Origin of the sequence: Enterobacter hormaechei subsp. xiangfangensis (genome assembly GCF_001729785.1) — a bacterium.
In the GTDB taxonomy this organism is placed as follows: Bacteria; Pseudomonadota; Gammaproteobacteria; order Enterobacterales; family Enterobacteriaceae; genus Enterobacter; species Enterobacter hormaechei_C.
In genome coordinates, this window is record NZ_CP017183.1 from 4,209,033 (window position 1) to 4,232,018 (window position 22,986).

The window sequence follows — 22,986 nt, forward strand, 5'->3', positions numbered from 1 at the left end:
TACTATAGTGCTCTCCCCTTCGGAGAGAGCACGGGACTTAGGTTTTAATCCTGTGGATTACTTACCACGGGCTTCGATAACGGCCTGAGCAACGTTGTTCGGCGCATCATCATACTTCAGGAATTCCATAGTGTATGATGCACGACCTTTGGTCAGAGAACGCAGCTGAGTTGCATATCCGAACATTTCAGACAGCGGAACTTCAGCGTGGATCTTAACGCCAGTTACTTCGGATTCCTGACCACGCAGCATACCGCGACGACGGCTCAAGTCACCGATAACGTCACCGGTGTTCTCTTCAGGAGTTTCTACTTCAACCTTCATGATCGGCTCAAGCAGAACTGGTTTTGCTTTCTTAAAGCCTTCTTTAAAGGCAATAGACGCAGCCAGTTTAAACGCCAGTTCAGAGGAGTCAACGTCGTGGTAAGAACCGAAGTGCAGACGAACACCCATGTCTACAACCGGGTAACCAGCCAGAGGACCAGCTTTCAGCTGCTCCTGGATGCCTTTATCAACGGCAGGGATGTATTCGCCAGGAATTACACCACCTTTGATGTCGTTGATGAACTCGTAACCTTTCGGGTTAGAGCCCGGCTCCAGTGGGTACATGTCGATCACAACGTGACCGTACTGACCGCGACCACCAGACTGCTTAGCGTGTTTACCTTCAACGTCGGTAACTTTCGCGCGAATCGCTTCGCGGTAAGCAACCTGAGGTTTACCCACGTTCGCTTCAACGTTGAATTCACGCTTCATACGGTCAACGATGATGTCCAGGTGCAGTTCACCCATACCAGCGATGATGGTCTGGTTAGATTCTTCATCAGTCCATACACGGAATGATGGGTCTTCTTTCGCCAGACGGCCCAGAGCCAGACCCATTTTTTCCTGGTCAGCTTTGGTTTTTGGTTCAACTGCGATGGAGATTACCGGCTCAGGGAATTCCATACGCTCCAGAATGATCGGGTGATCCGGGTCACACAGAGTGTCACCAGTGGTCACGTCTTTCAGACCGATAGCAGCAGCGATGTCGCCCGCACGAACTTCTTTGATCTCTTCACGTTTGTTAGCGTGCATCTGTACGATACGGCCAAAACGTTCACGCGCCGCTTTCACGGAGTTCAGGATGGTGTCACCGGAGTTAACCACACCAGAGTAAACGCGGAAGAAGGTCAGGTTACCCACGAATGGGTCGGTAGCAATTTTGAACGCCAGTGCAGAGAATGGCTCTTCATCACTTGCGTGACGCTCAGCCGGAGTATCTTTACCGTCGTCCAGGATGCCGTTGATCGCAGGAACGTCAATCGGGGATGGCAGGTAGTCAACTACCGCATCCAGCATCGCCTGAACACCTTTGTTCTTGAACGCAGAACCACAGGTTACCAGGATGATTTCGTTGTTCAGAACGCGCTGACGCAGAGCAGATTTGATCTCTTGCTCAGACAGTTCTTCACCACCCAGGTATTTTTCCATCAGCTCTTCAGAAGCTTCTGCTGCGGATTCGATCAGGTTCTGGTGCCATTCGTCAGCCAGGTCCTGCATCTCTGCCGGGATATCTTCGTATTCGAAGGTAACGCCCGCATCTGCTTCGTTCCAGTTGATGGCTTTCATTTTCACCAGGTCGATAACGCCGGTGAAACCTTCTTCAGCACCAATTGCCAGCTGAAGCGGAACAGGGTTCGCGCCCAGACGGGTTTTGATCTGGCCAACAACTTTCAGGAAGTTAGCACCCATACGGTCCATTTTGTTAACGAACGCGATGCGTGGAACTTTATATTTGTTTGCCTGACGCCATACGGTTTCAGACTGTGGCTGAACACCACCAACTGCGCAATAAACCATTACCGCGCCGTCAAGAACACGCATGGAACGTTCTACTTCGATGGTGAAGTCAACGTGCCCTGGGGTGTCGATGATGTTTACGCGATGCGGTTCGTACTGCTTAGCCATACCTGACCAGAATGCAGTAGTCGCTGCGGAGGTGATAGTAATACCACGCTCCTGCTCCTGTTCCATCCAGTCCATGGTGGCTGCGCCGTCATGAACTTCACCGATTTTATGGTTTACACCGGTGTAGAACAGAATACGTTCGGTAGTAGTGGTTTTACCGGCGTCGATGTGCGCACTGATACCGATGTTACGGTAGCGTGCGATGGGTGTTGTACGAGCCATTTGATTCCTCGTTTATATCTTTAGGCGTTCAGTTAAGTTACCCAGAGCGGGCGGCTTCTCTGAAGCGCCCGCCTGGTGACTACGACTCCGAAGGGATTACCAACGGTAGTGTGCGAACGCCTTGTTGGCTTCTGCCATACGGTGAACGTCTTCACGTTTCTTAACTGCGGTACCTTTGTTTTCCGCAGCATCAGAAAGTTCGTTCGCCAGACGCAGAGCCATGGATTTATCACCGCGTTTACGAGCAGCTTCAACGATCCAACGCATTGCCAGAGCATTACGACGAACCGGACGAACTTCAACTGGAACCTGATAAGTAGAACCACCAACGCGGCGAGACTTAACTTCTACAGTCGGGCGCACGTTGTCGAGAGCGACTTCGAAGGCTTCCAGTTCATTTTTACCAGAACGCTGAGCCAGGGTCTCCAGCGCGCTGTATACGATTGCTTCTGCGGTAGATTTTTTACCATCTACCATCAGGATATTTACAAATTTTGCCAGCAGTTCTGATCCGAATTTCGGATCTGGAAGAATTTTACGCTGACCAATGACGCGACGACGTGGCATGGGATTACTCCGTTGTTAATTCAGGATTGTCCAAAACTCTACGAGTTTAGTTTGACATTAAGATAAATCAGTTTGGCCTTACTTAACGGAGAACCATTAAGCCTTAGGACGCTTCACGCCGTACTTGGAGCGAGCCTGCTTACGGTCTTTAACACCTGAGCAGTCCAGCGCACCACGAACGGTGTGGTAACGAACACCCGGAAGGTCTTTAACACGACCGCCACGGATCAGGATCACGGAGTGCTCCTGAAGGTTGTGACCTTCACCACCGATGTAGGAAGTCACTTCAAAACCGTTAGTCAAACGCACACGGCATACTTTACGCAGTGCGGAGTTTGGTTTTTTAGGAGTGGTGGTATATACACGAGTACATACGCCACGTTTCTGCGGGCAGGCTTCCAGCGCAGGCACGTTGCTTTTTGCAACTTTGCGTGCACGTGGTTTGCGTACCAGCTGGTTAACTGTTGCCATTAAATAGCTCCTGGTTTTAGCTTTTGCTTCGTAAACACGTAATAAAACGACCTCATACAATATGAGGACGCGAAATTTTAGGGCTACGTCGAAAAGGTGTCAAGAAATATACAGCGATCTCAAATCACCAGTTCATTTGACTGGCGTGCGTCACAGTAAGATTGACGAATTCAGTATAGCCAACCACGTCAATTTTGGCTGAAATTTGACCAGAAAGACCCCGCGCATCCAGATCCTCTTTCAGCGCAGAGACTGTTATGGGGGCATTCGCGAGGATTTCAACAAAACGGCTGCCTTCAAGCGCCGCGAGCACGCCATCCTGAATCAGCAGCAGATCATCACCTTCGCGCAGCATGCTCAGTAACGTGTCGATATCGCATTGCCACGGTGAACGGCTCAGGGTATGGAGCATGGCAGCCTCAGAAAGTCAGAACGGTATCGTAGTGAGAGAGTTGTTCGCGCAGCGCAGCAGATGTCAGGATCGTCACGTCCAGCACGAACGGTGTTTTCTCGTTTAACCCACGCGCGGCCAGCGAGTCGGCGCACACATAGAAGGTTTCAATGTCATAGAGCGGCAGAACTTTAAAGGTCGCAATGTAGTCGCGCGCAAGAATGGCCTGCGGTTGTTGGCCTGCAAGAAGCTGGAATACGCCATCGCCTAAAAAGAAGACGCCGATATCTTCGGTTAATGCCGATGTCGCGAGCAATGCATCCAGCCCTTCCCGGCCTGAAGCGCTGCCATGCGGCGCAGAAGTAAAAACAAACGCTACACGCTTCATCAAAATTGCACCACTCTGTCGCAGGTCAACGCCGCCTGTGCCAGGGCACCTAGACCACTGAGGGAAAAGCCTGGTTGCAGGTTAGCCCCCGCCAGACCAAGGCGTTCGGCTTCGGTCGCATCCGTCACGCCGCGACGCAGTGCCGCCGCGACGCAGATATGCAGGTCAACGCCCTGCGTTTCGTTTAATTTTTGCCAGGCGCGCACAAGGTCAAACTCATCGCTCGCCGGGGACGTAAACTGGTTCGCGTTATAGACCCCTTCACGATAGAAGAAGACGCTTGCCAGTTCATGACCGGCATCAAGCAGCGCATGGGCAAACTGTAGCGCGCTGCTGGCCTGCTGGGTACCGTACGCCGGGCCCGTCACCATTAACGCAAAACGCATTACTTGTCTTGTCCCAGAAAGTCGCCGCTTTTGAACTGGCGAATATAGAGGTAAACCGTGTGTTTGGAGATATTCAGGCGATCGGCCACCTGGTTGATGGCATCTTTGATATCAAAAATCCCTTTCTCATAGAGGTTCAGGACGATCTGACGATTCTTGGCGTTGTTGGATACGTTGCGATCGGCATTCACCTCTTCAATGGTGAACTCCAGCGTCTGGGTCACGAGATCCTCAACCGAAGAAGCAAAGTTCACCGATGAGCCCACGTCCGGCGTTTCTGGCGGGATGAAGGTGCTCATGATTTGCGAGAATGGCACATCAAGGTTCATGTTGATGCACAGCAAACCGATTACCCGGTGTTCGCGGTTTCGAATCGCGATCGTTTCTGATTTCATCAGCACGCCGCTTTTGGCGCGGGTGAAATAGCATTTTGAGACGCTGCTGTCCGCGCCGGTCATGTCATGCAACATACGCAATGCAAGGTCGGTGATTGGCGAACCAATTTTACGGCCAGTGTGCTCACCATTCGCAATGCGGATAGCGGAACACTTAAGATCTTGCAGGGAATGCAATACGATTTCGCAGTGGGAACCAATGAGCATCGCTAACCCGTCCACTACCGCTTCGTAGGATTTCAGAATATCGAAGTCGGTCTGGTCAAATGGACGTTGATCCAGCAAATCAAGTTCACTGGTTTCGTTGGTTAAAAGCGACCTGGACATGAAAAAAACACTCCTTTTCAGGAGCCTGTCGTTAGGTTTTCAGGGCAGGCTCATTATCTACACGGACAACTAAATTAATACAGCGTGTATAACGCTTTCCAGTGTTAATTATATCTGCCCCACAATAAAAAAACCGCCGCCTGTAAAGGCGGCGGTTTTTTTCAGCATTACTTCTTAGCTGCTGCGGCTTTGTCGTCAGCCGGTGCGTCTGTTTTCGCATCCGCTTTCGGCGCCGGTTTGATGTCCAGCAGTTCTACATCAAATACCAGCGTGGAGTTAGCCGGGATACCCGGAACGCCGGTTTTGCCGTAAGCCAGATCCGGTGGGATGACCAGCTTGATTTTACCGCCTTTCTTGATGTTCTTCAGGCCTTCGGTCCAGCCCGGGATCACACCATCCAGACGGAAGGAGAGAGGCTCACCACGGGTATAAGAGTTATCGAACTCTTTACCGTCGATCAGCGTACCTTTGTAGTTCACCACAACGGTGTCGCTGTCTTTAGGCGCGTCGCCAGTACCTTCTTTCTCAATCTTATAGATCAGGCCAGTAGAAGACGTTTTAACGCCTTTCTCTTTAGCGAACTTGTCGCGGTAGGCTTTGCCTTTCGCTTCGTTATCTTTAGCATCTGCTTCCATCTTGGTCTGAGCGGCGCCTTTCACGCGCGCTTCAAACGCTTGCAGAGTCTGCTCGATTTCCTGGTCAGACAGTTTGCTCTTGTCTGCGAACGCATCCTGGACCCCTGCGATCAGCTGGTTTTTGTCCAGTTTGATGCCCAGTTTCTCTTGTTCTTTCAGAGAGTTTTCCATGTAACGACCCAGAGACGCGCCAAGTGCGTAGGCGGATTTCTGGTCGTCATTTTTGAATGCCGCTTTGCTGTCTGTAGTCGCAGCAGGCTTCGCAGCAGTATCAGCAGCGAAAGACAGCGGCGCATTGAGCGCTACAGCCATAGTGGTCGCCAGCAGCGTAACTTTAAACAGTGATTTCATCCATATCTCCAGGACCTGAGGTCTCTCACCCCAGTGTTAAACGTAAATGAGTGACGTACTATAAAACGTTGTGGAAGAAATCTACAGACAGACTCCCCCGAATGTCGCTTCTTTTCAGACTATTTTTGTTTAAATAAGTTTCTTGTCAGGGAGATGGATACTGTACTTAAGGAAAAAGTCAGCTAAACTTCGCCGCCGCTGGTCCATTATGGCGAACGACAGATAAACGAGGTGAATGATGAAGGATACAACGATCGAAGCGAGACTGGCTGAGCTGGAAAGCCGCCTGGCTTTTCAGGACATCACCATCGAAGAACTGAACCAGACCGTGACGGCCCATGAGCTTGAAATGGCAAAACTGCGCGATCACATGCGCCTGCTGACGGAAAAGCTGAAGGCCACGCAGCCGTCAAACATTGCCTCTCAGTCAGAAGAGACGCCACCACCTCATTATTGAGGCGTAAAAAAAGCGGGATTATCCCGCTTTTTTATTTTCCGGAGTACGGAATCAGTGGCAACCGCAGCCGCCGTTACCGCAACCACCTTTACCGTGGCCGTGGTCATGACCATGGTCGTGGCCGTGACCACCGCAGCAGCCGTCATGGCCGTGATCGTGGTCATGGTCGTGACCGTGCGCACCGTGAACGTGGCCATGAGCCAGCTCTTCTTCAGTCGCTTCACGGATCGCAACAACTTCTACGTTGAACTTCAGGTTCTGACCCGCCAGCATGTGGTTGCCGTCAACCACAACGTGGTCGTCTTCAACTTCAGTGATTTCAACCGGAACCGGACCCTGGTCAGTTTCCGCCAGGAAGCGCATGCCAACCTGCAACTCGTCAACGCCCATGAATACGTCTTTAGGAACGCGCTGAACCAGGTTGTCGTCATACTGACCGTAAGCGTCGTTCGCGCCTACAGCAACGTCGAATTTGTCGCCAACTTCATGGCCTTCCAGCGCCGTTTCCAGGCCGGAAATCAGGGAACCGTGACCATGCAGGTAGTCCAGCGGCGCACTCACCGGAGACTCATCAACCAACACACCGTCTTCTGTACGTACCTGATAGGCCAGGCTGACCACCAGGTCTTTTGCTACTTTCATGATATCTCCTGAGCGTGGGAAAATTGCTGGCGCAGATTGTAGCGGAAATCTGCACCCGTGTACCCTTAAGCTTAAAAAAACTCAGAGCATATCGCTAGTCTGGATGAAAAATGCCGATCACTTGCTCTTCTTTGCGAACATGATCGCGGGCTTCTTTGTCGGCCTCACGCATCTGGTGACCGCACTTAACACATTCAACGATATCGATATTATTTTCACGCCACATGGCCAGCGTATCTTGCGCCTGGCAGGATGGGCATTTTGCGCCCGCGATAAAGCGTTTACGTACAGCCATCTTTCGTTACCCTTTATTCAAATTCATCCCAGCCGTCGAGCTGGCGTCGTTCCTGTTGCATCTCACGCTGGAAGATCTCCTCCAGTTCGCGACGCGCTTCCCGCACGCGGGAGATCTGCGCCGTGTCGCTGTGCACGGGCATCAGTTCACGCAGCATTCGCATATCCAGCCTGCGGAAATGCATCTGGGCGCGTTGCGCCTGATGAGGATGCATACCCAGCGAAACCAGCGCCTTGCGTCCCAGCTCCAGCGCGCTGGAGAAGGTTTCGCGGGAGAAGTGTTTCACACCCGCCTGCAAAAGTTCGTGAGCCTCCACACGTCCACGCGCACGCGCCAGAATATGCAGATGCGGGAAATGCTGCTGGCACAGCTCCACCAGCTTCATCGTGTCTTCCGGATCGTTGCAGGTGATGACGATGGACTCCGCAGCCTCTGCGCCCGCCGAGCGCAACAGCTCAAGCTGCGTCGCATCGCCGTAGTACACCTTATAACCATATTTGCGCATCAGGTTGACGGCGCTGATATCGCGCTCCAGCACCGTAATGCGCATTTTATTTGCCATCAACAGGCGACCAATCACCTGCCCGAAGCGGCCAAAGCCCACGACGATCACCTGCGGTTTATCATCTTCCACCCACGGCGCTTCGTCTTCATCGTCTGCGGGATTCAGGCGGCGCGACAGCAGTTTGTCCACCAGCTTCATCAGCAGCGGGGTGGTCATCATCGACAGCGTGACCGTCACCAGCAGCAGCGCCATCTGGTCATCTTTGAACAGCTTCTGAGACGACGCCGTGGAAAACAGCACAAACGCAAATTCTCCCCCCTGGCTTAACACGCTGGAAAACTGCATTCTTTCCGAGCTGCGCAGCCCGTAAATCCTCGCGAGGAGATACAGCACCAGCGTTTTGACCGCCACCAGCACGGCGACACTCGCAATAACCCACAGCAGATGGGTATAGAGCACGCCAAGATTAAGCGCCATACCCACCGAGATAAAGAACAGCCCTAGCAGCAGCCCCTTAAACGGATCGATGGCGGTCTCCAGCTCGTGGCGGTACTCGCTTTCCGCAAGCAGCACCCCGGCGATAAACGTCCCAAGCGCCATCGACAGCCCCAGCGCATCCATAAACAGAGCTGAGCCAAGCACCAGCAGCAGCGTTGCGGCGGTGAATACCTCCCGCACGCCGGATGCTGCAATAAACCGGAATACCGGACGCAGTAAAAACCGTCCGCCGATCAGCATCCCCGCGAAGGCCAGCACCTTCATGGAGATCTTCATCCAGTCGAAATGATCGTCTCCGGATCCCGCCAGCAGCGGCACCAGCGCCAGCGCCGGGATCACCGCTAAATCCTGGAACAGCAGCACCGAAAAGCCCAGTTGCCCCGCCTCGTTGCGGTTCATCCCTTTGTCGCGCATCAGCTGAAGCGCCATCGCCGTCGACGACATCGCAAGACCGATCCCGCCAATCACCGCGGCCTGCCAGGAAAACTGCGTCAACATCAGCAGTCCCGCGAGAATGGCCGCGCTGAGTAACACCTGCGCCGCCCCGACGCCAAAAATAGATTGCCGCAGCTGCCACAGCTTGGAGGGGTTCAGCTCAAGGCCAATGATGAACATCAGGAAGACCACGCCCAGTTCAGAGAAGTGGAGAATTTCATCCACATCGCTGATAAACCCAAGCCCCCAGGGGCCAATGGCTATCCCCGCCAGCAAATAACCCAGCACCGCGCCAATGCCGAGACGCGCGGCAAGCGGGACCGCGACGACGGCGGCGAACAAAAACAGCACCCCGGCAAGGAGTAAATTCGAACCGTCCATTAGCGTCCTCCCGCCGGAATCGGTGACGCCAGCCATTCGCCATAGGCCCTGGCATGGCTCGCCAGCGCTTTCGGATCCTGCCGCCGTGCCCAGTAGATAATAATCGGGCTCATCCAGTGCATACGGCACATCGCCGCCGTCAGCTCAAACGGCCGCAGAATGTCGCTCATGGGGTAACGGTTCAGCCCGTCGTGACGGTAAGCGCTTTCCGGCTCACCGGTGGTAATGACACTCCGCCAGTACTTTCCCGCCAGCTGGTTGCCCCCCACCCCGCTGGAGAAGCCCCGGCTCAGCACGCGGTCCAGCCACTCTTTCAGCAGTGCCGGACAGCTGTAGGTATAAAGCGGATGCTGGAACACAATCACGTCGTGCTGACGCAGCAGTTCCTGCTCGTAAGGAATATCGATAAAAAAATCGGGATAGTGCGCGTAGAGATCGTGCACCGTTACGTTACTGAGCTGTGTGGCCGGCTTAAGCAGCACCCGGTTCGCCACCGAGTCCTGTGATTCCGGATGGGCATACAGCAGCAGCACTTTCGCTGTCTGAGACATCATTCCCCTCCCGGTTCTGTTTTTGTGTATTGTTGTCGTTTTGGGCTACCATGGCGGCCCGGTGGGGAAAATGGCCCACACCTTACATTATCATAATGACAAATTAACATAGTCGGAACATACGGCGCTTCTATGATTGTTTTCTCCTCGTTACAAATTCGTCGCGGCGTGCGCGTCCTGCTGGATAACGCGACTGCTACCATCAACCCGGGCCAGAAAGTGGGGCTGGTCGGCAAAAACGGCTGCGGTAAATCCACCCTGCTGGCACTGCTGAAAAACGAGATAAGCGCGGATGGCGGTAACTTTACCTTCCCGGGCAACTGGCAGCTCGCCTGGGTGAACCAGGAGACGCCCGCGCTGAGCGAACCCGCGCTCGACTATGTTATCGACGGCGACCGTGAATACCGCAAGCTCGAAGCAGAGCTCAACGCCGCCAACGAACGCAACGACGGCCACGCCATCGCCACCGTCCACGGCAAGCTGGACGCCATCGATGCCTGGACCATTCGCTCCCGCGCCTCCAGCCTGCTGCACGGCCTGGGTTTCAGCAACGAACAGCTTGAACGCCCGGTGAGCGATTTCTCCGGCGGCTGGCGTATGCGCCTCAACCTGGCGCAGGCGCTGATCTGCCGCTCCGACCTCCTGCTGCTCGATGAACCCACCAACCACCTCGATCTTGATGCGGTTATTTGGCTGGAGAAGTGGCTCAAGAGCTATCAGGGCACTCTGATTCTGATCTCCCACGACCGCGACTTCCTCGATCCGGTGGTGGATAAAATCATTCATATCGAACAGCAAAGCATGTTCGAATACACCGGCAACTACAGCTCTTTCGAGCGCCAGCGCGCGACGCGCCTTGCCCAGCAACAGGCGATGTATGAAAGCCAGCAGCAGCGCGTGGCGCACCTGCAAAGCTTTGTGGATCGCTTCAAGGCCAAGGCGTCAAAAGCCAAGCAGGCGCAGAGCCGCATCAAGATGCTGGAACGCATGGAGATGATCGCTCCCGCGCATGTGGATAACCCATTCCACTTCAGTTTCCGCGAGCCGGAGAGCCTGCCGAACCCGCTGCTGAAAATGGAAAAAGTGAGCGCGGGCTATGGCGATCGCATTATCCTCGACTCTATCAAGCTCAACCTGGTGCCAGGTTCACGCATTGGCCTGCTGGGACGTAACGGCGCCGGTAAATCGACGCTGATCAAGCTGCTGGCGGGCGAGCTTAACCCGGTCAGCGGCGAAATCGGCCTGGCGAAAGGCATCAAGCTTGGCTACTTCGCCCAGCATCAGCTGGAATTTTTACGCGCGGATGAATCGCCGATCCAGCACCTGGCGCGCCTGGCGCCGCAGGAAATGGAGCAGAAGCTGCGCGACTACCTCGGCGGCTTTGGCTTCCAGGGCGATAAGGTGACTGAAAATACAGCGCGTTTCTCCGGTGGTGAAAAAGCGCGTCTGGTACTGGCGCTGATCGTCTGGCAGCGTCCAAACCTGCTGCTGCTTGATGAACCAACCAACCACCTCGATCTCGACATGCGTCAGGCGCTGACCGAAGCGCTGATTGAGTTCGAAGGGGCGCTGGTTGTCGTGTCGCACGACCGCCACCTGATCCGCTCCACCACCGACGATCTCTATCTGGTACACGGCGGCAAAGTCGAACCGTTTGACGGCGACCTGGAAGACTACCAGCAGTGGCTGACGGACGTGCAGAAGCAGGAAAACCAGCCGGAAGAGTCAGCGAAAGACAACGCCAACAGCGCCCAGGCGCGTAAAGACCAGAAGCGCCGTGAAGCGGAGCTGCGCACTCAGACACAGCCGCTGCGTAAAGAGATTACCCGCCTCGAAAAAGAGATGGAAAAGCTCAACGCCACGCTTGCTGCCGTCGAAGAGAAGCTGGGCGACAGCGAACTGTACGATCAGAGCCGCAAAGCGGAGCTGACGGACTGTCTGCAAACTCAGGCGAAAACCAAATCCAGCCTCGAAGAGTGCGAAATGGCATGGCTGGACGCGCAGGAACAGCTGGAAGCGATGCTGCAAGCCGACTAACACGCCGGGAGGGTTATGAGCTTCGATACCACGAGCGAGATTACATTCCGTAAGCTCAGCATCTTCATGACGTTCATGGAGAAGGGCAATATCGCACGTACCGCCGAAACGCTCGGCCTGAGCGGTGTCAGCGTGCACCGCGCGCTGCATACCCTCGAAGAGAACGTCCGCTGCCCGCTCTTTGCTCACAAAGGGCGTAACCTGATTGCCCTCCCCTCCGCATGGACGCTGCTGGAGTATTGTCAGGAGGTGATGCAGGTGATGGAGCGCGGGCTGGAAGAGTCGCGCAAGATCGCCGGTATCGGCCAGGGACGGTTGCGCGTCGGCACGCTCTACTCGCTGACTCTGGAAACCGTGCCGCGTCTGATAATGGGCATGAAGCTGCGCCGTCCGGATCTGGAGATGGATCTGACGATGGGCTCGAACGAAACCCTGCTCCATATGCTGGATGAGGGATCGCTGGATGCGATTTTAATCTCTATCTCCGAGAGCGATATCGACCGTAACAGCCTCGAAGTGCTTCCTCTGTTCCATGACGATATTTTCCTTGCCGCACCGGCTTCTGCCACGCTGAATACCAGCGGCCCCGCCGATCTGCGTGATTATAAAGATCAGAAATTTGTCGCCCTCGCGGAAGGGTTCGCCACTTACGCCGGGTTTCAGGAAGCGTTTCATATCGCCGGTTTTGAGCCGGAGATTGTGACGCGCGTGAACGATATCTTTTCGATGCTGAGCCTGGTGCAGGCGGGGGTCGGGTTTACGCTGATGCCGGGCAGGATGAAGAAAGTGTACGAAAATTCGGTGCAGCTACTGAAGCTGGCGCAGCCGTACCAGATGCAGCAGCTGATTGCGATCGTCTTTGCCCGCAACCGCGAGCAGGATCCGAGCCTGCGGGCGCTGGCCGCGGAAGGGCGGATGTATGCCAGAAGTTTGCAGGATAGTGCCTGATGTTATTGCCCGGTGGCGCTACGCTTACCGGGCAAAAAGTCACCGCTGAAGCCGACCCGCCAGATGCACCGCCACGTCCACTCCGCTGCGCTCCAGCGAAATGGATTCGCCTTCCCACGCCGCCTGCCGCGTCAGACAGGTCAGAATACCCCCTGGCGGCATCTCAATCGCCAGACGCGCTTCGCGCTCGTTAGCGGAAATCACCGCCTCCTGCCAGCGCACGGTTCGCGCCATATTCATCGCCAGGTCGTCGGCAATTTTCTCTGGCTGCCAAAGCACGCGCCCGGTACTGCCGCTCAGGTACGCGCAGCGGGGGCGTGAAAGCGTGACTGATTCAAACGCTGCGGCCAGCTTCTGCGCCGGTTCCGCCAGCAGTTCACAGTGCGACGGTACGCTTACCGCCAGCCGTTTGGCCTTGTTCGCGCCCTTCGCCAGCGCGCGTTCGGCTACCTGCGCCATGCCGTCATCGGCTCCGGCAATCACGATCTGCGTTTCGGCGTTCAGGTTAGCGATATAGGTTCCTGTCCCCTGAATCAGGTTTTCCACCTGGGGCAGGGTCAACCCCATTATCGCCGTCAGGCCGTAGCCGTGGGGATACGCCTGCTCCATCAGATCGCCGCGCAGCGCCACCAGCTTCAGCGCGTCCGTAAAGTCCAGCACACCGGCGATAACCGCCGCAGGATAAGCGCCAATGGACAGACCGCTGACAATATCCGGCGACACGCCGCGACGTTCCAGCTCGCGCGCCCAGGTCACGCCTGCAATCAACAGCGAAAGCTGAACCGCGCGGGTGTGGGTTAACGAGGATGCGCTGTCCAGGGTATCGACTTCCGCCCCCAGCACAGCACGGGCCTGCTCCAGCTCCGTTCCCGGCAGGTTTTGCAGCATACCTTCGTGCTGTGTGCCCTGCCCCGGAAAGGTAAACAATATTTTCATTACTCCTCCCTGTGCCATGGATCCGCTACCAGGCGCGGCCCATATTGCGTTTTTAGCAGCGTTTTGCCGTCGCGTAACCATTCCGCCAGCGCGAATCCGCCCTCGGGCGTATCCACCTGTGTATCCGCCCGGCACAACGCACGACTGAGCTGAGCCTGCCAGTCAGTAAACGCCTCAGGGGAAACGGTACACGGGGCGCGGATCAGCAGATCGAGATCGCTGTCGGCGTGGATCACCGGAATGCCGGTCGCCAGCGCGTAACCCGTACTGCCGGTTATCCCCCACGTCCACGGCCATGACTGCTGCGCAAGCTGAAGCGCCACCTGAACCGGCGGCTGGGTGATAAACGGCGAACGCAGCAGGTCGGCGGCAACGCTCAAATCTTCGGGCGACACCACGCGCAACACGTTCTCAGGCTTCACCCATCCGGCCGCCCGCTGGTCGCGGCGCAATCCGCGCACGCCAACGGGAATACGGCCTTCATTATCAACATCACGCCGTACCACTACCGGTAGCCCGGTATGCCAGGCCGCGTCCACCCAGGATTCAGTAATCCCTTCCAGGGCGTCGCGCGCGGTAAGCCAGATGAGGTCGTGTGGGCGTAATGTTGTGGTCATGATTACATTCCTGAAGTCAGCGAGATAAACAGCGGCAGCGACAGGATACACAGTATGGAGCTCAACAGCAGCACGGCTTCAGCATCCGGCGACTGCACGCCAAAGCGGTTACCGAACACCACGCCAAAGAAGCCCGCAGACAGCGCAATCATCAGGATGGCGGTGATAGCCACGGAGCCGTGCAGACCGAAGATTAAAACGATACCCCAGGCAATCGCTGGCTGGATCAGCAGCTTGGCGATAGTAGAAGTGATCACCATGGTGTTGATCTGGAGCTTACGGGCAGAGAGGATCACGCCGGTCAGGAACAGCGCCGCAGCGGTCGCGGACAGTCCCAGCGGTTTAATCGCCGCCAGCACCAGCTCCGGCATTGTGATGCCGATAGCGGACAGGATCACACCCAACAGCGGGCCCATCACGATCGGTTTTTTAATGGAGCGCCACATCAGCACCGGCAGCATGGAAAGCGTTGAACCGGAGTTATTGCCTTCGGCGCGGGCTTTCTCACGCTCCAGAATCAGCAGGCAGAACGGGGTCATCAGCACCGAACCACAGGCGATGGAGACCGCCACGGACAGCGACGTTGAAGAGCCTTCGCCCAGCACGCTGCCCAGAATCGGCAGGCCAAGCGCCGCGTAGTTTGGCAAGGCGACGGTAAGCGTCAGCACGGCCGCATCTTGCGGGGATTTTTTAAATACGTTTGTCGCGAGGAAGTAGATGACCGCATAGGTGATCCACATCGCCAGGGTGAGCACCAGGATCAGCGGCGACTGCGCCACGATGCCGGTCCACGGGGTTTGCACGGTGGCGCTGAATAGCGCGGCCGGGAGTGCAAAATCCATCACGAAGATATTCAGCAGGGAAACATTTTTGTTATCGACCATCTTTGCCTTACCGGCCCAGAATCCCAGCAGCATGATGACGAAAATCGGTGCAAGAGCATGAACAATTACGTAAGTCATAAATCACCTGTAGTAAAAAAGTTTAAGCACTGGCGCGATGTTTATTATTTTCAGGATGCAGGTTCCCCCGTGGACGCAACGGGCGCGCCCACGGGGTGATGCATCTGGCAGGTCTCTTTTTACTTACCAGCTGGCTCGCATACGTTCACGTACGAGCGCTGAGCTGCGGCGGTTGTCAGCACCCAGACGGTTTTTCAACGTGGTGTCCTGACGAGCGTCACTGATGGCCTGTTGCAGGGTGGTTTTCACCCGCGTCAGATCGCTTTCGGAAGGGGCATCCGGATTGCTGATATCCAGCAGGTCGGAAAGCAGCCCCAGCGTGGCGTAGTTGCTGATGTCGTACGCCATTGGCGGGATGGTTGCCGCCAGTTTTTCCAGCGCCTCAACGGTACGCAGCGTAATGCGCGCCGCAGACTCTTTGCCCATGGCGTGGATCAGCACGCCTTTATCGTTGAAGGCAATCAGACGGTTAGCCTGGTAGCCGTGCGCCAGAAACGCGCCGGACATGGCCTTACCGACGATAAGACCAATCACCGGATGACCTGCCAGCCGCGCATTAGCGTAGGCGGCAGCGGCGCCGGCCAGCGCCTGGTGGATGCCAAACGCCTCTTCGCGACGGCCATAGGCCTGGCTTGGGACATCGATCACCGCCACAATCGGGCGCTTCACGGCTTTATCTGCATCAGCGGCAACGGTTTCGCTGACCACTTTTGCCAGCGTCCAGCCTTCCAGCAGGCCGACTTCCCCTTGCGCCGCGCGCGGGAAGTGGTTGTTGGCGTCCGGCACCACGGCGACAAAACGCACCGTTTCACCGTTCAGCTCGCCGTCTGCGGCCTGCACGGACGGGCATAACCCCTCCAGACGTTTCGCGTTCGGGGCCAGAGTTTCCAGCCAGAGTTCGCCACGGCTAATTGAGTTAGTCATCATTTCACCTCCCGGGCAAAAAGCGCTTTAATCTGTTCGGCATCGGCCTGTTTGCGGGTGTCGAAATTCGTCAGACGGTTCAGATAATCGTCGTAGTTATCGGTGCGATGTTTCGCCGGTACGCCTTTGGCGATGGCCTCGTTCATCGCGGCTTTCACCGCGTTCACGCCGTCGCCGACGAGCGCGTCCACCAGCCCGCTTTCATAGCGCACTTCGCCGCCGGTCATGCTCCAGATAAACGGACGGTCGCGGGAGTCGTACTCTTCAATGCCCGCTTCCTGCTCAATAACCTGCGGGCCGTTGAGGCCAAGACGCGCTTCGCGGGTCACAATCAGATAGCTGCACAGCGCCGCGGCGATAGACATCCCGCCGAAGCAGCCTACGGTCCCGGCGACAATCCCGACGACCGGGGTATAGCGACGCAGGTCAACGATCGCGGCGTGGATATCGGCAATCGCCGCCAGGCCGAGGTTGGCTTCCTGCAAACGCACGCCACCGGTTTCGAGGCACAGTACCGCCTGAGTCGGAATGCCGTTGCGGTTATCTTCCGCCGCCAGCTCCAGCGCCGCCGCCATTTTGGCGCCGGACACTTCGCCCATGCTGCCGCCCTGGAAGGTGCCTTCAATCGCCACCACCACCGCAGGCTGGCCGTTGATGGTCCCTTTCGCGACCACCATGCCGTCATCAGCCTGAGGAACAATCCCCTGTGGCCCAAGCCATGGAGAAATAATGCCTTCGAACGGATCCAGCAGTTCGCGGTAGCTGCCGTCGTCGAGCAGCGCCTGTGCACGCTGGCGCGCTTTTAGTTCGATAAAGCTGCTGTCATCACGCATGATTCACCCCTTCAAAGACCTGTTCGATACGAATGCGTGCCACGCCCGGCGTCGCGCCGAAGTCGTGGATGGTCAGCTTACCTGCGGGCAGGCTGCTGACGGTTTGCAGGCGGTTGAACAACGCCTCCCAGCGCCCGCGGCTGTTGTCGACGGAGGTGGTGATATCAATGGTTAAGGTCTGGCCCGGTTCGGCGGTGAAAAGCACCTCCATATCCCCGGAACCGACTACCCCTGCCAGCGCCCTGCCGCTTACTTCGCGGCTGGCGGGCACGGTCAATGTGATTTTTTCCATAACATCCTCTTAATGCTTTGAATAGGGCGTTTCGACGCGGTCAAGAAACAGCGTGGCGGCAAGCAGGTCTGCGGCTCCGCCCGGCGAGGCGTTAAGCGCCAGCATCTGACGGTCTAACCGCGCCAGCGCCTGCTGCCCGGCGAGCGTTGCGCATCCTCCGGCGTTCAGCACTGCACGGGCGCCGTTCTGCATGGCGTCCAGCCCCTCCATGCCGGCGCGCGACAGCACGCAGGTGTCGGTGAGCGAGGTCATGATCGCCATCAGCGCGTCGAGTCTGGCCTGCGTTTCGCTGCTGCCGTTGAGACGGCTGAGGCGAAGCTGCGGCAGCGCGCGCTGCATGATGTGCGGAAACGCCTGCTGAGCCTCTTCACGCGCACCCGGTACACGGTAGCGGTGCGTGACGCGTAACCCCTTGCTGAACACTTTCGGCGCCACGTCATCCGGCAGCTTCGCCAGCTGAGCGGCGGTGTTCGCGACGGTTTGCGCACGGGCATCGCCGCCCAGCATCGCCACCGCGCTCACCAGCAATCCCAGCGCCCAGATCGCGCCACGGTGCGTGTTCACGCCGTCGGTAGCGGCCATCATCTGCCGTTCACCTTCGCGACCCAGGCGGCCAACGGTTTGCCGGAGGGCAATATCCGCCGGACGCTGCCAGCTCTGCTGTGCCAGCGCCTGAAACGTGGGGGTCAGGCTGTGAGCGGAGCGCTCCATCAGCGCAAGCGATAAATCGTGGTGCGCGCCGTTCCCCCGGCTGTCCACCAGACCGGGCTTCGGGCTTAAACGTGCTTCGTCAATCAGACACTGCGTGGCGGTTCGCGCCAGCCATTCGGCACCGCCTTCAACCTGGATCTGGGGCAGAAGTTTCATTACCAGCTCCGGAATTTCGCAGGTGGGTTATACAGACCACCGGACCACTCAACGAGGTCAGCCACGCTGCCCGCAGCCAGCAGAGAGCGAGTGGCATCGGTACGACGAATGCCCATATCTTCCGGATACACAACCTTGCCGCTCTGGCGCAGTTCCGCCACGCGTTTGGCGTCAACGCCCAGACCGATATCGGTGATACCCGCCACGGCGGCGACCATGGCGCGACGCTCTTCCAGATCTTTCGCCCGGTAGAGGTAAGCAATCCCCTCTTCCGTCAGCACGTGGGTGACGTCATCGCCATAAATCATGACCGGCGCCAGCGGCATACCGGAGGCTTTCGCGACGTCAACAGCGTCGAGTTTTTCCACGAAGGTTGGCTTCACGCCCGCCTGGAAGGTTTCCACCATCTGCACAACCAGCTTTTTACCGCGCTGCATCGGGTCAGGCTCGGTGATCATGTTCAGCCAGGCCGGTGTGGCGTGGCGACGACCGTGCGGATCGTGGCCCATGTTTGGCGCGCCGCCGAAGCCGGAAAGACGGCCGCGAGTCACGGTTGAGGAGTTAGCGTAACCATCAACCTGTAGCGTGGAGCCGATAAACATATCGACCGCGTACTGACCAGCCAGCTGACAGAAGGCGCGGTTAGAGCGCATGGAGCCGTCAGCACCGGTAAAGAACACGTCCGGACGGGCGCGGATGTACTCTTCCATCCCCAGCTCGCCGCCGAAGCAGTGGACGCTCTCCACCCAGCCGCTTTCGATGGCCGGGATCAGCGTTGGATGCGGGTTCAAAGTCCAGTGTTTACAGATTTTGCCTTTGAGTCCGAGCTGTTCGCCGTAAGTTGGCAGCAGCAGCTCGATCGCTGCGGTGTTAAAGCCAATCCCGTGGTTCAGGGACTGCACCTGGTGTTCGGCGTAGATGCCTTTAATCGCCATCATCGCCATCAGGATGTGTTCCTGTTTAATCAGGCGCGGGTCGCGGGTGAAAAGCGGTTCGATAAAGAACGGCTTATCGGCAACCACCACAAAATCAATCCACGAGCCCGGAATATCCACACGCGGAAGGTCGCACTCGTCATCCACCAGCTCGTTCACCTGCGCGATGACGATGCCGTCGTGGAACGCGGCGGCTTCCACCAGCGCCGGGGTATCTTCGGTACTCGCCCCGGTATAGAGGTTGCCTTTGCGGTCCGCTTTAAAACCGGCAATCAGCGCCACGTTTGGCGAAAGGTCGACGTATAAACGTGAGTAGAGTTCGATGTAGGTGTGAATCGCCCCGATTTCGAGCTGACCATCCTCCAGCAGTTGGGAGATTCGCAGGCTTTGCGTACCGGAGAAGGAGAAGTCCAGCTTGCGGGCGATGCCTTTCTCAAAGATGTCCAGATGTTCGCTGCGGCCCACGCTCGGCATGATCATATGCAGATCGTGCACGATTTGCGGGTTCACTTCCGCCAGTGAACGGGAAAGGAAATCCGCCTGCTTCTGGTTGTTGCCTTCCAGAACGACTTTGTCGCCTGGTGCGATCAGTTTTTCCAGCATGGCGACAAGATCGCCGGTTGGCAGTACCTTGCCCTGCACCGGTACGGACGCCAGACGACGCGCTTTCTCACTGCGTCGGGTGTTCCATTGCCGGGTGGGTGTTTGCCCAGATAACATTATTAACCTCCTGATTCAGCACATCATTCTGATTTGCTTAACGTTGAGTAAAGTGTGCGCTCTGGTGAGAAAGGCATCAATTAAGCGTAGAGGCAAATCATTAGCCTGAGAGTAATAATCAAGGTAAATATTTGTGATCGGGATCAGTTCATGTTTCGGAAAAACGGGCTAAACGGGGTACAATTCGGAAGGTATAGTTAATTTCTGACAAGAATCAGCATCGCCCTTATGACCCAAATCATTCCCTCAGACTTCGACATTGCAGCCGAAGAGAGCGCAGAGTTCGTGCCCATGCGCGGTGTGGCTAACCCTCACCTGCAAACCATGCTGCCGCGCCTGATCCGCCGCAAGGTACAGTTCACCCCGCACTGGCAACGCCTGGATTTGCCGGATGGCGACTTTTTGGATCTCGCCTGGAGCGAAGATCCGGATCGGGCCAGACATAAACCCCGTCTGGTAGTGTTTCACGGTCTGGAAGGCAGCCTGCACAGCCCTTACGCACACGGACTCATTGAGGCGGCGAAAGCCCGCGGCTGGCTTGGGGTGGTGATGCATTTTCGCGGATGCAGCGGCGAGCCTAATCGTCAGAAACGCATTTATCACTCGGGTGAAACCGAGGACGGCACCTGGTTCCTGCGCTGGCTAAGAGACAATTTCGGCGAGGCGCCAACGGCAGCGGTGGGGTATTCGCTGGGCGGCAATATGCTGGCCTGTCTGCTGGCGAAGGAGAGCGACGCCGTACCGCTGGATGCGGCGGTGATTGTCTCTGCGCCGTTTATGCTGGAGCAGTGCAGCTATCATATGGAAAAGGGCTTTTCGCGAGTGTACCAGCGCTACCTGCTCAACCTGCTGAAAGCCAACGCCGCGCGCAAGCTGAAGGCCTATCCGGATACGCTGCCTGTGACGCTGCAACAGCTCAAACGCGTGAAGCGCCTGCGCGAGTTTGATGATTTGATCACCTCGAAAATTCACGGTTTTGCCGATGCGATTGACTATTACCGTCAGTGCAGCGCCATGCCTTTACTGAATCAAATCACGAAACCCACGCTGATTATCCACGCCAAAGACGATCCGTTTATGGATCATCACTCGATCCCGGCGCCCGATCATCTGCCGGCCAACGTGGAGTATCAGCTCACCCAATTCGGGGGACACGTCGGTTTTGTCGGCGGCACGCTGCGTCGGCCAAAAATGTGGCTTGAGACGCGTATTCCCGACTGGTTAACGGCCTATCTGGACGGTAAAAAATGATTATTCCCTGGCAGGATCTCTCTCCCGACACGCTCGATAATCTGATTGAAAGCTTTGTCTTGCGCGAAGGCACCGATTATGGTGAACATGAACGTTCGCTTGAACAAAAGGTCAACGATGTTAAGCGCCAGCTTAAAAGCGGCGACGTGGTGCTGGTATGGTCCGAACTGCATGAGACGGTCAATATCATGCCCCGCAACGCGTTTCATGGCTGATCTTTACACTTTTCCAGTCAGGGAGTTGCTATGTCTGCCAGACATCCGGTTATTGCCGTTACGGGTTCGAGTGGGGCGGGAACCACTACCACCAGCCTCGCCTTCCGCAAGATCTTCGCCCAGCTTAACTTACGGGCGGCCGAGGTAGAAGGCGACAGCTTTCACCGCTACACGCGCCCGGAGATGGATATGGCCATCCGCAAGGCGCGCGATCTGGGTAAACACATCAGCTACTTCGGCCCGGAGGCCAATGACTTCGGCCTGCTGGAGCAAACCTTCCGTGAATACGGGCAAAGCGGTACCGGGCAGTCCCGCAAGTATCTCCACACCTACGATGAAGCCGTGCCATGGAACCAGGTCCCCGGCACGTTCACGCCCTGGCAGCCGCTGCCGGAACCGACTGACGTGCTGTTTTACGAAGGATTGCACGGCGGCGTGGTGACGCCTCAGCACGACGTGGCGCGCCACGTGGATTTGCTGGTGGGGGTGGTGCCGATTGTTAACCTTGAGTGGATCCAGAAGCTGACGCGTGACATGAGCGAGCGCGGCCATTCGCGAGAGGCGGTCATGGACTCGGTGGTGCGCTCCATGGAAGATTACATCAACTTCCTGACGCCGCAGTTCTCCCGAACCCACATTAACTTCCAGCGCGTCCCCACCGTGGACACCTCTAACCCGTTCGCTGCAAAAAGCATCCCGTCGCTGGACGAGAGCTTTGTGGTGATCCACTTCCGCAACCTGGAAGGCATTGATTACCCCTGGCTGCTGGCGATGCTACAGGGTTCGTTTATTTCGCACATGAATACGTTAGTGGTGCCCGGGGGAAAAATGGGGCTGGCAATGGAACTTATCATGACACCGCTGGTGCAGCGGCTGATGGAAGGAAAGCAAATCGCGTGAACATGTTCCCTCTCCCCGTGGGAGAGGGTTAGGGTGAGGGCATCAACACGCACGATGCCCCAATAATTAAGCCTCTATCACTTCATACGAATGGGTGATTTTTACCGCTTTCTCCAGCATTAACGCCACAGAGCAGTATTTCTCCGCAGACAGGTCAACCGCACGCGAGACCGCCGCATCCTTCAGTTCTTTGCCAGTGACGATAAAGTGCAGATTAATATGCGTGAACAGGCGTGGCGCCTCTTCGCGACGTTCTGACGTCAGCTTCACTTCACAATCGGTCACGTCATGACGGCCTTTTTGCAGGATCGACACCACGTCGATCGCGCTGCATCCGCCCGCCGCCATCAGCACCATCTCCATCGGGCTTGGCGCTTTATCGCCGGAGTTGCCATCCATCAAAACCTGGTGCCCGGAAGCAGACTCGCCCAGGAACGTTAACCCTTCAACCCATTTCACACGCGCTTGCATATTCACTCACTCCAACGTTGCATTTTTTATGACAGATTACGTGTACGTTACATTTCTCGCAACGGAAGGCGACCTGCGTCATGCTGAAGCGAGACACCAGGAGACACGCGGCGAAAGCTATGCTAAAACACTCTGGATGCTACAGTAATACATTGACGTTACACATGTATGCAGAGGACATCAAACTTTACTGGCTGCGAAACGTTACGACAGCCGACTTCCCAGGTATGG

Annotated in this window: 27 protein-coding genes; 6 read left to right on the forward strand and 21 right to left on the reverse strand. The window is 56.5% G+C overall.

From position 1 onward, the window contains the following. Window positions 1-57: 57 nt before the first annotated feature. The 8 genes from fusA to fkpA form a co-directional block, all read right to left on the reverse strand. The gene (fusA, locus tag BFV63_RS20175; RefSeq protein ID WP_022651946.1) at window positions 58-2,172 is read right to left on the reverse strand and encodes an elongation factor G; all 2,115 of its coding nucleotides are present in this window, start codon (window positions 2,170-2,172) and stop codon (window positions 58-60) included. Window positions 2,173-2,268: 96 nt separating this feature from the next. Continuing rightward, window positions 2,269-2,739: a 30S ribosomal protein S7 gene (rpsG, locus tag BFV63_RS20180; RefSeq protein ID WP_003861706.1), complete on the reverse strand. Its 471-nt coding sequence runs from the start codon at window positions 2,737-2,739 to the stop codon at window positions 2,269-2,271. Between the two features lie 96 nt (window positions 2,740-2,835). After that, a complete protein-coding gene (gene rpsL / locus BFV63_RS20185; RefSeq protein ID WP_000246815.1) occupies window positions 2,836-3,210 on the reverse strand; it encodes a 30S ribosomal protein S12 in 375 nt (124 codons plus the stop codon). A gap of 124 nt (window positions 3,211-3,334) precedes the next feature. Then, a complete protein-coding gene (gene tusB / locus BFV63_RS20190; RefSeq protein ID WP_047055082.1) occupies window positions 3,335-3,622 on the reverse strand; it encodes a sulfurtransferase complex subunit TusB in 288 nt (95 codons plus the stop codon). 7 nt (window positions 3,623-3,629) lie between these two features. Then, window positions 3,630-3,989 (reverse strand): sulfurtransferase complex subunit TusC, encoded by a 360-nt coding sequence (gene tusC / locus BFV63_RS20195; RefSeq protein WP_003861700.1) that lies wholly within the window; start codon window positions 3,987-3,989, stop codon window positions 3,630-3,632. Beyond that, entirely contained in the window at window positions 3,989-4,375 is a 387-nt protein-coding gene (gene tusD, locus BFV63_RS20200) for a sulfurtransferase complex subunit TusD (RefSeq protein WP_003861699.1), read from the reverse strand. The genes tusC and tusD overlap by 1 nt, the downstream gene beginning before the upstream one ends. Beyond that, entirely contained in the window at window positions 4,375-5,097 is a 723-nt protein-coding gene (locus BFV63_RS20205; protein WP_003861697.1) for a helix-turn-helix transcriptional regulator, read from the reverse strand. Before BFV63_RS20205 ends, tusD begins: the two co-directional genes overlap by 1 nt. A gap of 167 nt (window positions 5,098-5,264) precedes the next feature. Next, window positions 5,265-6,083: an FKBP-type peptidyl-prolyl cis-trans isomerase gene (fkpA, locus tag BFV63_RS20210; RefSeq protein ID WP_048241732.1), complete on the reverse strand. Its 819-nt coding sequence runs from the start codon at window positions 6,081-6,083 to the stop codon at window positions 5,265-5,267. Window positions 6,084-6,321: 238 nt separating this feature from the next. Between fkpA and BFV63_RS20215 the strand changes: the two genes are divergently transcribed. After that, complete coding sequence (locus tag BFV63_RS20215) at window positions 6,322-6,540, forward strand: protein SlyX (protein WP_003861693.1); 219 nt, start codon at window positions 6,322-6,324, stop codon at window positions 6,538-6,540. 51 nt (window positions 6,541-6,591) lie between these two features. On the opposite strand, the gene slyD is transcribed toward BFV63_RS20215, so the two are convergent. The 4 genes from slyD to kefG form a co-directional block, all read right to left on the reverse strand. After that, on the reverse strand, window positions 6,592-7,182 hold the full coding sequence (gene slyD / locus BFV63_RS20220) for a peptidylprolyl isomerase (protein WP_003861691.1): 591 nt from the start codon (window positions 7,180-7,182) through the stop codon (window positions 6,592-6,594). A gap of 94 nt (window positions 7,183-7,276) precedes the next feature. Next, a complete protein-coding gene (locus tag BFV63_RS20225) occupies window positions 7,277-7,477 on the reverse strand; it encodes a YheV family putative zinc ribbon protein (protein WP_003861689.1) in 201 nt (66 codons plus the stop codon). A gap of 13 nt (window positions 7,478-7,490) precedes the next feature. Continuing rightward, a complete protein-coding gene (kefB, locus tag BFV63_RS20230) occupies window positions 7,491-9,296 on the reverse strand; it encodes a glutathione-regulated potassium-efflux system protein KefB (protein WP_003861688.1) in 1,806 nt (601 codons plus the stop codon). Continuing rightward, entirely contained in the window at window positions 9,296-9,850 is a 555-nt protein-coding gene (gene kefG, locus BFV63_RS20235; RefSeq protein WP_059288194.1) for a glutathione-regulated potassium-efflux system ancillary protein KefG, read from the reverse strand. The genes kefB and kefG overlap by 1 nt, the downstream gene beginning before the upstream one ends. A gap of 129 nt (window positions 9,851-9,979) precedes the next feature. On the opposite strand from kefG, the gene BFV63_RS20240 reads away from it, so the two are divergent. Together BFV63_RS20240 and BFV63_RS20245 are read left to right on the forward strand one after the other, a co-directional pair. Next, on the forward strand, window positions 9,980-11,884 hold the full coding sequence (locus BFV63_RS20240; protein WP_048241731.1) for an ABC transporter ATP-binding protein: 1,905 nt from the start codon (window positions 9,980-9,982) through the stop codon (window positions 11,882-11,884). A 15-nt stretch (window positions 11,885-11,899) separates the two neighbouring features. Next, window positions 11,900-12,832, forward strand: a complete 933-nt coding sequence (locus tag BFV63_RS20245; RefSeq protein ID WP_023323815.1) for a LysR substrate-binding domain-containing protein — start codon at window positions 11,900-11,902, stop codon at window positions 12,830-12,832. A gap of 39 nt (window positions 12,833-12,871) precedes the next feature. On the opposite strand, the gene mdcH is transcribed toward BFV63_RS20245, so the two are convergent. The 8 genes from mdcH to mdcA all read right to left on the reverse strand — a co-directional run bounded on the left by mdcH (window position 12,872) and on the right by mdcA (window position 19,918). Further along, complete coding sequence (mdcH, locus tag BFV63_RS20250) at window positions 12,872-13,768, reverse strand: malonate decarboxylase subunit epsilon (RefSeq protein WP_045330106.1); 897 nt, start codon at window positions 13,766-13,768, stop codon at window positions 12,872-12,874. Beyond that, window positions 13,768-14,385 carry a malonate decarboxylase holo-ACP synthase gene (locus tag BFV63_RS20255; protein WP_003861679.1) on the reverse strand — a complete coding sequence of 206 codons (618 nt, stop codon included), beginning with the start codon at window positions 14,383-14,385 and terminating at the stop codon, window positions 13,768-13,770. The genes mdcH and BFV63_RS20255 overlap by 1 nt, the downstream gene beginning before the upstream one ends. Before the next feature lie 2 nt (window positions 14,386-14,387). Continuing rightward, window positions 14,388-15,347: an AEC family transporter gene (locus tag BFV63_RS20260; RefSeq protein ID WP_023314938.1), complete on the reverse strand. Its 960-nt coding sequence runs from the start codon at window positions 15,345-15,347 to the stop codon at window positions 14,388-14,390. A gap of 123 nt (window positions 15,348-15,470) precedes the next feature. Continuing rightward, entirely contained in the window at window positions 15,471-16,271 is an 801-nt protein-coding gene (gene mdcE, locus BFV63_RS20265) for a biotin-independent malonate decarboxylase subunit gamma (protein ID WP_003861675.1), read from the reverse strand. Further along, window positions 16,271-17,104, reverse strand: a complete 834-nt coding sequence (locus tag BFV63_RS20270) for a biotin-independent malonate decarboxylase subunit beta (RefSeq protein WP_003861672.1) — start codon at window positions 17,102-17,104, stop codon at window positions 16,271-16,273. The genes mdcE and BFV63_RS20270 overlap by 1 nt, the downstream gene beginning before the upstream one ends. Next, window positions 17,097-17,396 (reverse strand): malonate decarboxylase acyl carrier protein, encoded by a 300-nt coding sequence (gene mdcC, locus BFV63_RS20275; protein ID WP_000411786.1) that lies wholly within the window; start codon window positions 17,394-17,396, stop codon window positions 17,097-17,099. The genes BFV63_RS20270 and mdcC overlap by 8 nt, the downstream gene beginning before the upstream one ends. A gap of 9 nt (window positions 17,397-17,405) precedes the next feature. Then, window positions 17,406-18,263, reverse strand: coding sequence for a triphosphoribosyl-dephospho-CoA synthase (locus tag BFV63_RS20280; protein ID WP_045330100.1), 858 nt, complete (start codon window positions 18,261-18,263; stop codon window positions 17,406-17,408). Next, window positions 18,263-19,918 carry a malonate decarboxylase subunit alpha gene (mdcA, locus tag BFV63_RS20285; RefSeq protein ID WP_003861669.1) on the reverse strand — a complete coding sequence of 552 codons (1,656 nt, stop codon included), beginning with the start codon at window positions 19,916-19,918 and terminating at the stop codon, window positions 18,263-18,265. The genes BFV63_RS20280 and mdcA overlap by 1 nt, the downstream gene beginning before the upstream one ends. 228 nt (window positions 19,919-20,146) lie before the next feature. Between mdcA and BFV63_RS20295 the strand changes: the two genes are divergently transcribed. The 3 genes from BFV63_RS20295 to BFV63_RS20305 are packed head-to-tail and all read left to right on the forward strand — an operon-like array spanning window position 20,147 to window position 22,284. Next, the gene (locus tag BFV63_RS20295) at window positions 20,147-21,169 is read left to right on the forward strand and encodes a hydrolase (RefSeq protein WP_045330091.1); all 1,023 of its coding nucleotides are present in this window, start codon (window positions 20,147-20,149) and stop codon (window positions 21,167-21,169) included. Next, entirely contained in the window at window positions 21,166-21,384 is a 219-nt protein-coding gene (locus BFV63_RS20300; RefSeq protein WP_014171926.1) for a YheU family protein, read from the forward strand. The genes BFV63_RS20295 and BFV63_RS20300 overlap by 4 nt, the downstream gene beginning before the upstream one ends. 30 nt (window positions 21,385-21,414) lie before the next feature. Continuing rightward, window positions 21,415-22,284, forward strand: a complete 870-nt coding sequence (locus BFV63_RS20305) for a phosphoribulokinase (RefSeq protein WP_003861663.1) — start codon at window positions 21,415-21,417, stop codon at window positions 22,282-22,284. A 66-nt stretch (window positions 22,285-22,350) separates the two neighbouring features. On the opposite strand, the gene BFV63_RS20310 is transcribed toward BFV63_RS20305, so the two are convergent. Continuing rightward, a complete protein-coding gene (locus tag BFV63_RS20310) occupies window positions 22,351-22,755 on the reverse strand; it encodes an OsmC family protein (RefSeq protein WP_023323819.1) in 405 nt (134 codons plus the stop codon). Between the last annotated feature and the right edge of the window lie 231 nt (window positions 22,756-22,986).

Coding starts and splice junctions, on each gene's coding strand:
- BFV63_RS20225 (WP_003861689.1), bottom strand. CDS start 7,477: ATGGCTGTACGTAAACGCTTTATCGCGGGCGCAAAATGCCCATCCTGC.
- BFV63_RS20205 (WP_003861697.1), bottom strand. CDS start 5,097: ATGTCCAGGTCGCTTTTAACCAACGAAACCAGTGAACTTGATTTGCTG.
- mdcH (WP_045330106.1), bottom strand. CDS start 13,768: ATGAAAATATTGTTTACCTTTCCGGGGCAGGGCACACAGCACGAAGGT.
- BFV63_RS20305 (WP_003861663.1), top strand. CDS start 21,415: ATGTCTGCCAGACATCCGGTTATTGCCGTTACGGGTTCGAGTGGGGCG.
- mdcA (WP_003861669.1), bottom strand. CDS start 19,918: ATGTTATCTGGGCAAACACCCACCCGGCAATGGAACACCCGACGCAGT.
- tusD (WP_003861699.1), bottom strand. CDS start 4,375: ATGCGTTTTGCGTTAATGGTGACGGGCCCGGCGTACGGTACCCAGCAG.
- fkpA (WP_048241732.1), bottom strand. CDS start 6,083: ATGAAATCACTGTTTAAAGTTACGCTGCTGGCGACCACTATGGCTGTA.
- mdcE (WP_003861675.1), bottom strand. CDS start 16,271: ATGACTAACTCAATTAGCCGTGGCGAACTCTGGCTGGAAACTCTGGCC.
- fusA (WP_022651946.1), bottom strand. CDS start 2,172: ATGGCTCGTACAACACCCATCGCACGCTACCGTAACATCGGTATCAGT.
- BFV63_RS20255 (WP_003861679.1), bottom strand. CDS start 14,385: ATGACCACAACATTACGCCCACACGACCTCATCTGGCTTACCGCGCGC.
- BFV63_RS20215 (WP_003861693.1), top strand. CDS start 6,322: ATGAAGGATACAACGATCGAAGCGAGACTGGCTGAGCTGGAAAGCCGC.
- BFV63_RS20240 (WP_048241731.1), top strand. CDS start 9,980: ATGATTGTTTTCTCCTCGTTACAAATTCGTCGCGGCGTGCGCGTCCTG.
- BFV63_RS20270 (WP_003861672.1), bottom strand. CDS start 17,104: ATGCGTGATGACAGCAGCTTTATCGAACTAAAAGCGCGCCAGCGTGCA.
- mdcC (WP_000411786.1), bottom strand. CDS start 17,396: ATGGAAAAAATCACATTGACCGTGCCCGCCAGCCGCGAAGTAAGCGGC.
- slyD (WP_003861691.1), bottom strand. CDS start 7,182: ATGAAAGTAGCAAAAGACCTGGTGGTCAGCCTGGCCTATCAGGTACGT.
- kefG (WP_059288194.1), bottom strand. CDS start 9,850: ATGATGTCTCAGACAGCGAAAGTGCTGCTGCTGTATGCCCATCCGGAA.
- BFV63_RS20245 (WP_023323815.1), top strand. CDS start 11,900: ATGAGCTTCGATACCACGAGCGAGATTACATTCCGTAAGCTCAGCATC.
- BFV63_RS20260 (WP_023314938.1), bottom strand. CDS start 15,347: ATGACTTACGTAATTGTTCATGCTCTTGCACCGATTTTCGTCATCATG.
- rpsL (WP_000246815.1), bottom strand. CDS start 3,210: ATGGCAACAGTTAACCAGCTGGTACGCAAACCACGTGCACGCAAAGTT.
- rpsG (WP_003861706.1), bottom strand. CDS start 2,739: ATGCCACGTCGTCGCGTCATTGGTCAGCGTAAAATTCTTCCAGATCCG.
- BFV63_RS20300 (WP_014171926.1), top strand. CDS start 21,166: ATGATTATTCCCTGGCAGGATCTCTCTCCCGACACGCTCGATAATCTG.
- tusC (WP_003861700.1), bottom strand. CDS start 3,989: ATGAAGCGTGTAGCGTTTGTTTTTACTTCTGCGCCGCATGGCAGCGCT.
- BFV63_RS20310 (WP_023323819.1), bottom strand. CDS start 22,755: ATGCAAGCGCGTGTGAAATGGGTTGAAGGGTTAACGTTCCTGGGCGAG.
- BFV63_RS20280 (WP_045330100.1), bottom strand. CDS start 18,263: ATGAAACTTCTGCCCCAGATCCAGGTTGAAGGCGGTGCCGAATGGCTG.
- BFV63_RS20295 (WP_045330091.1), top strand. CDS start 20,147: ATGACCCAAATCATTCCCTCAGACTTCGACATTGCAGCCGAAGAGAGC.
- tusB (WP_047055082.1), bottom strand. CDS start 3,622: ATGCTCCATACCCTGAGCCGTTCACCGTGGCAATGCGATATCGACACG.
- kefB (WP_003861688.1), bottom strand. CDS start 9,296: ATGGACGGTTCGAATTTACTCCTTGCCGGGGTGCTGTTTTTGTTCGCC.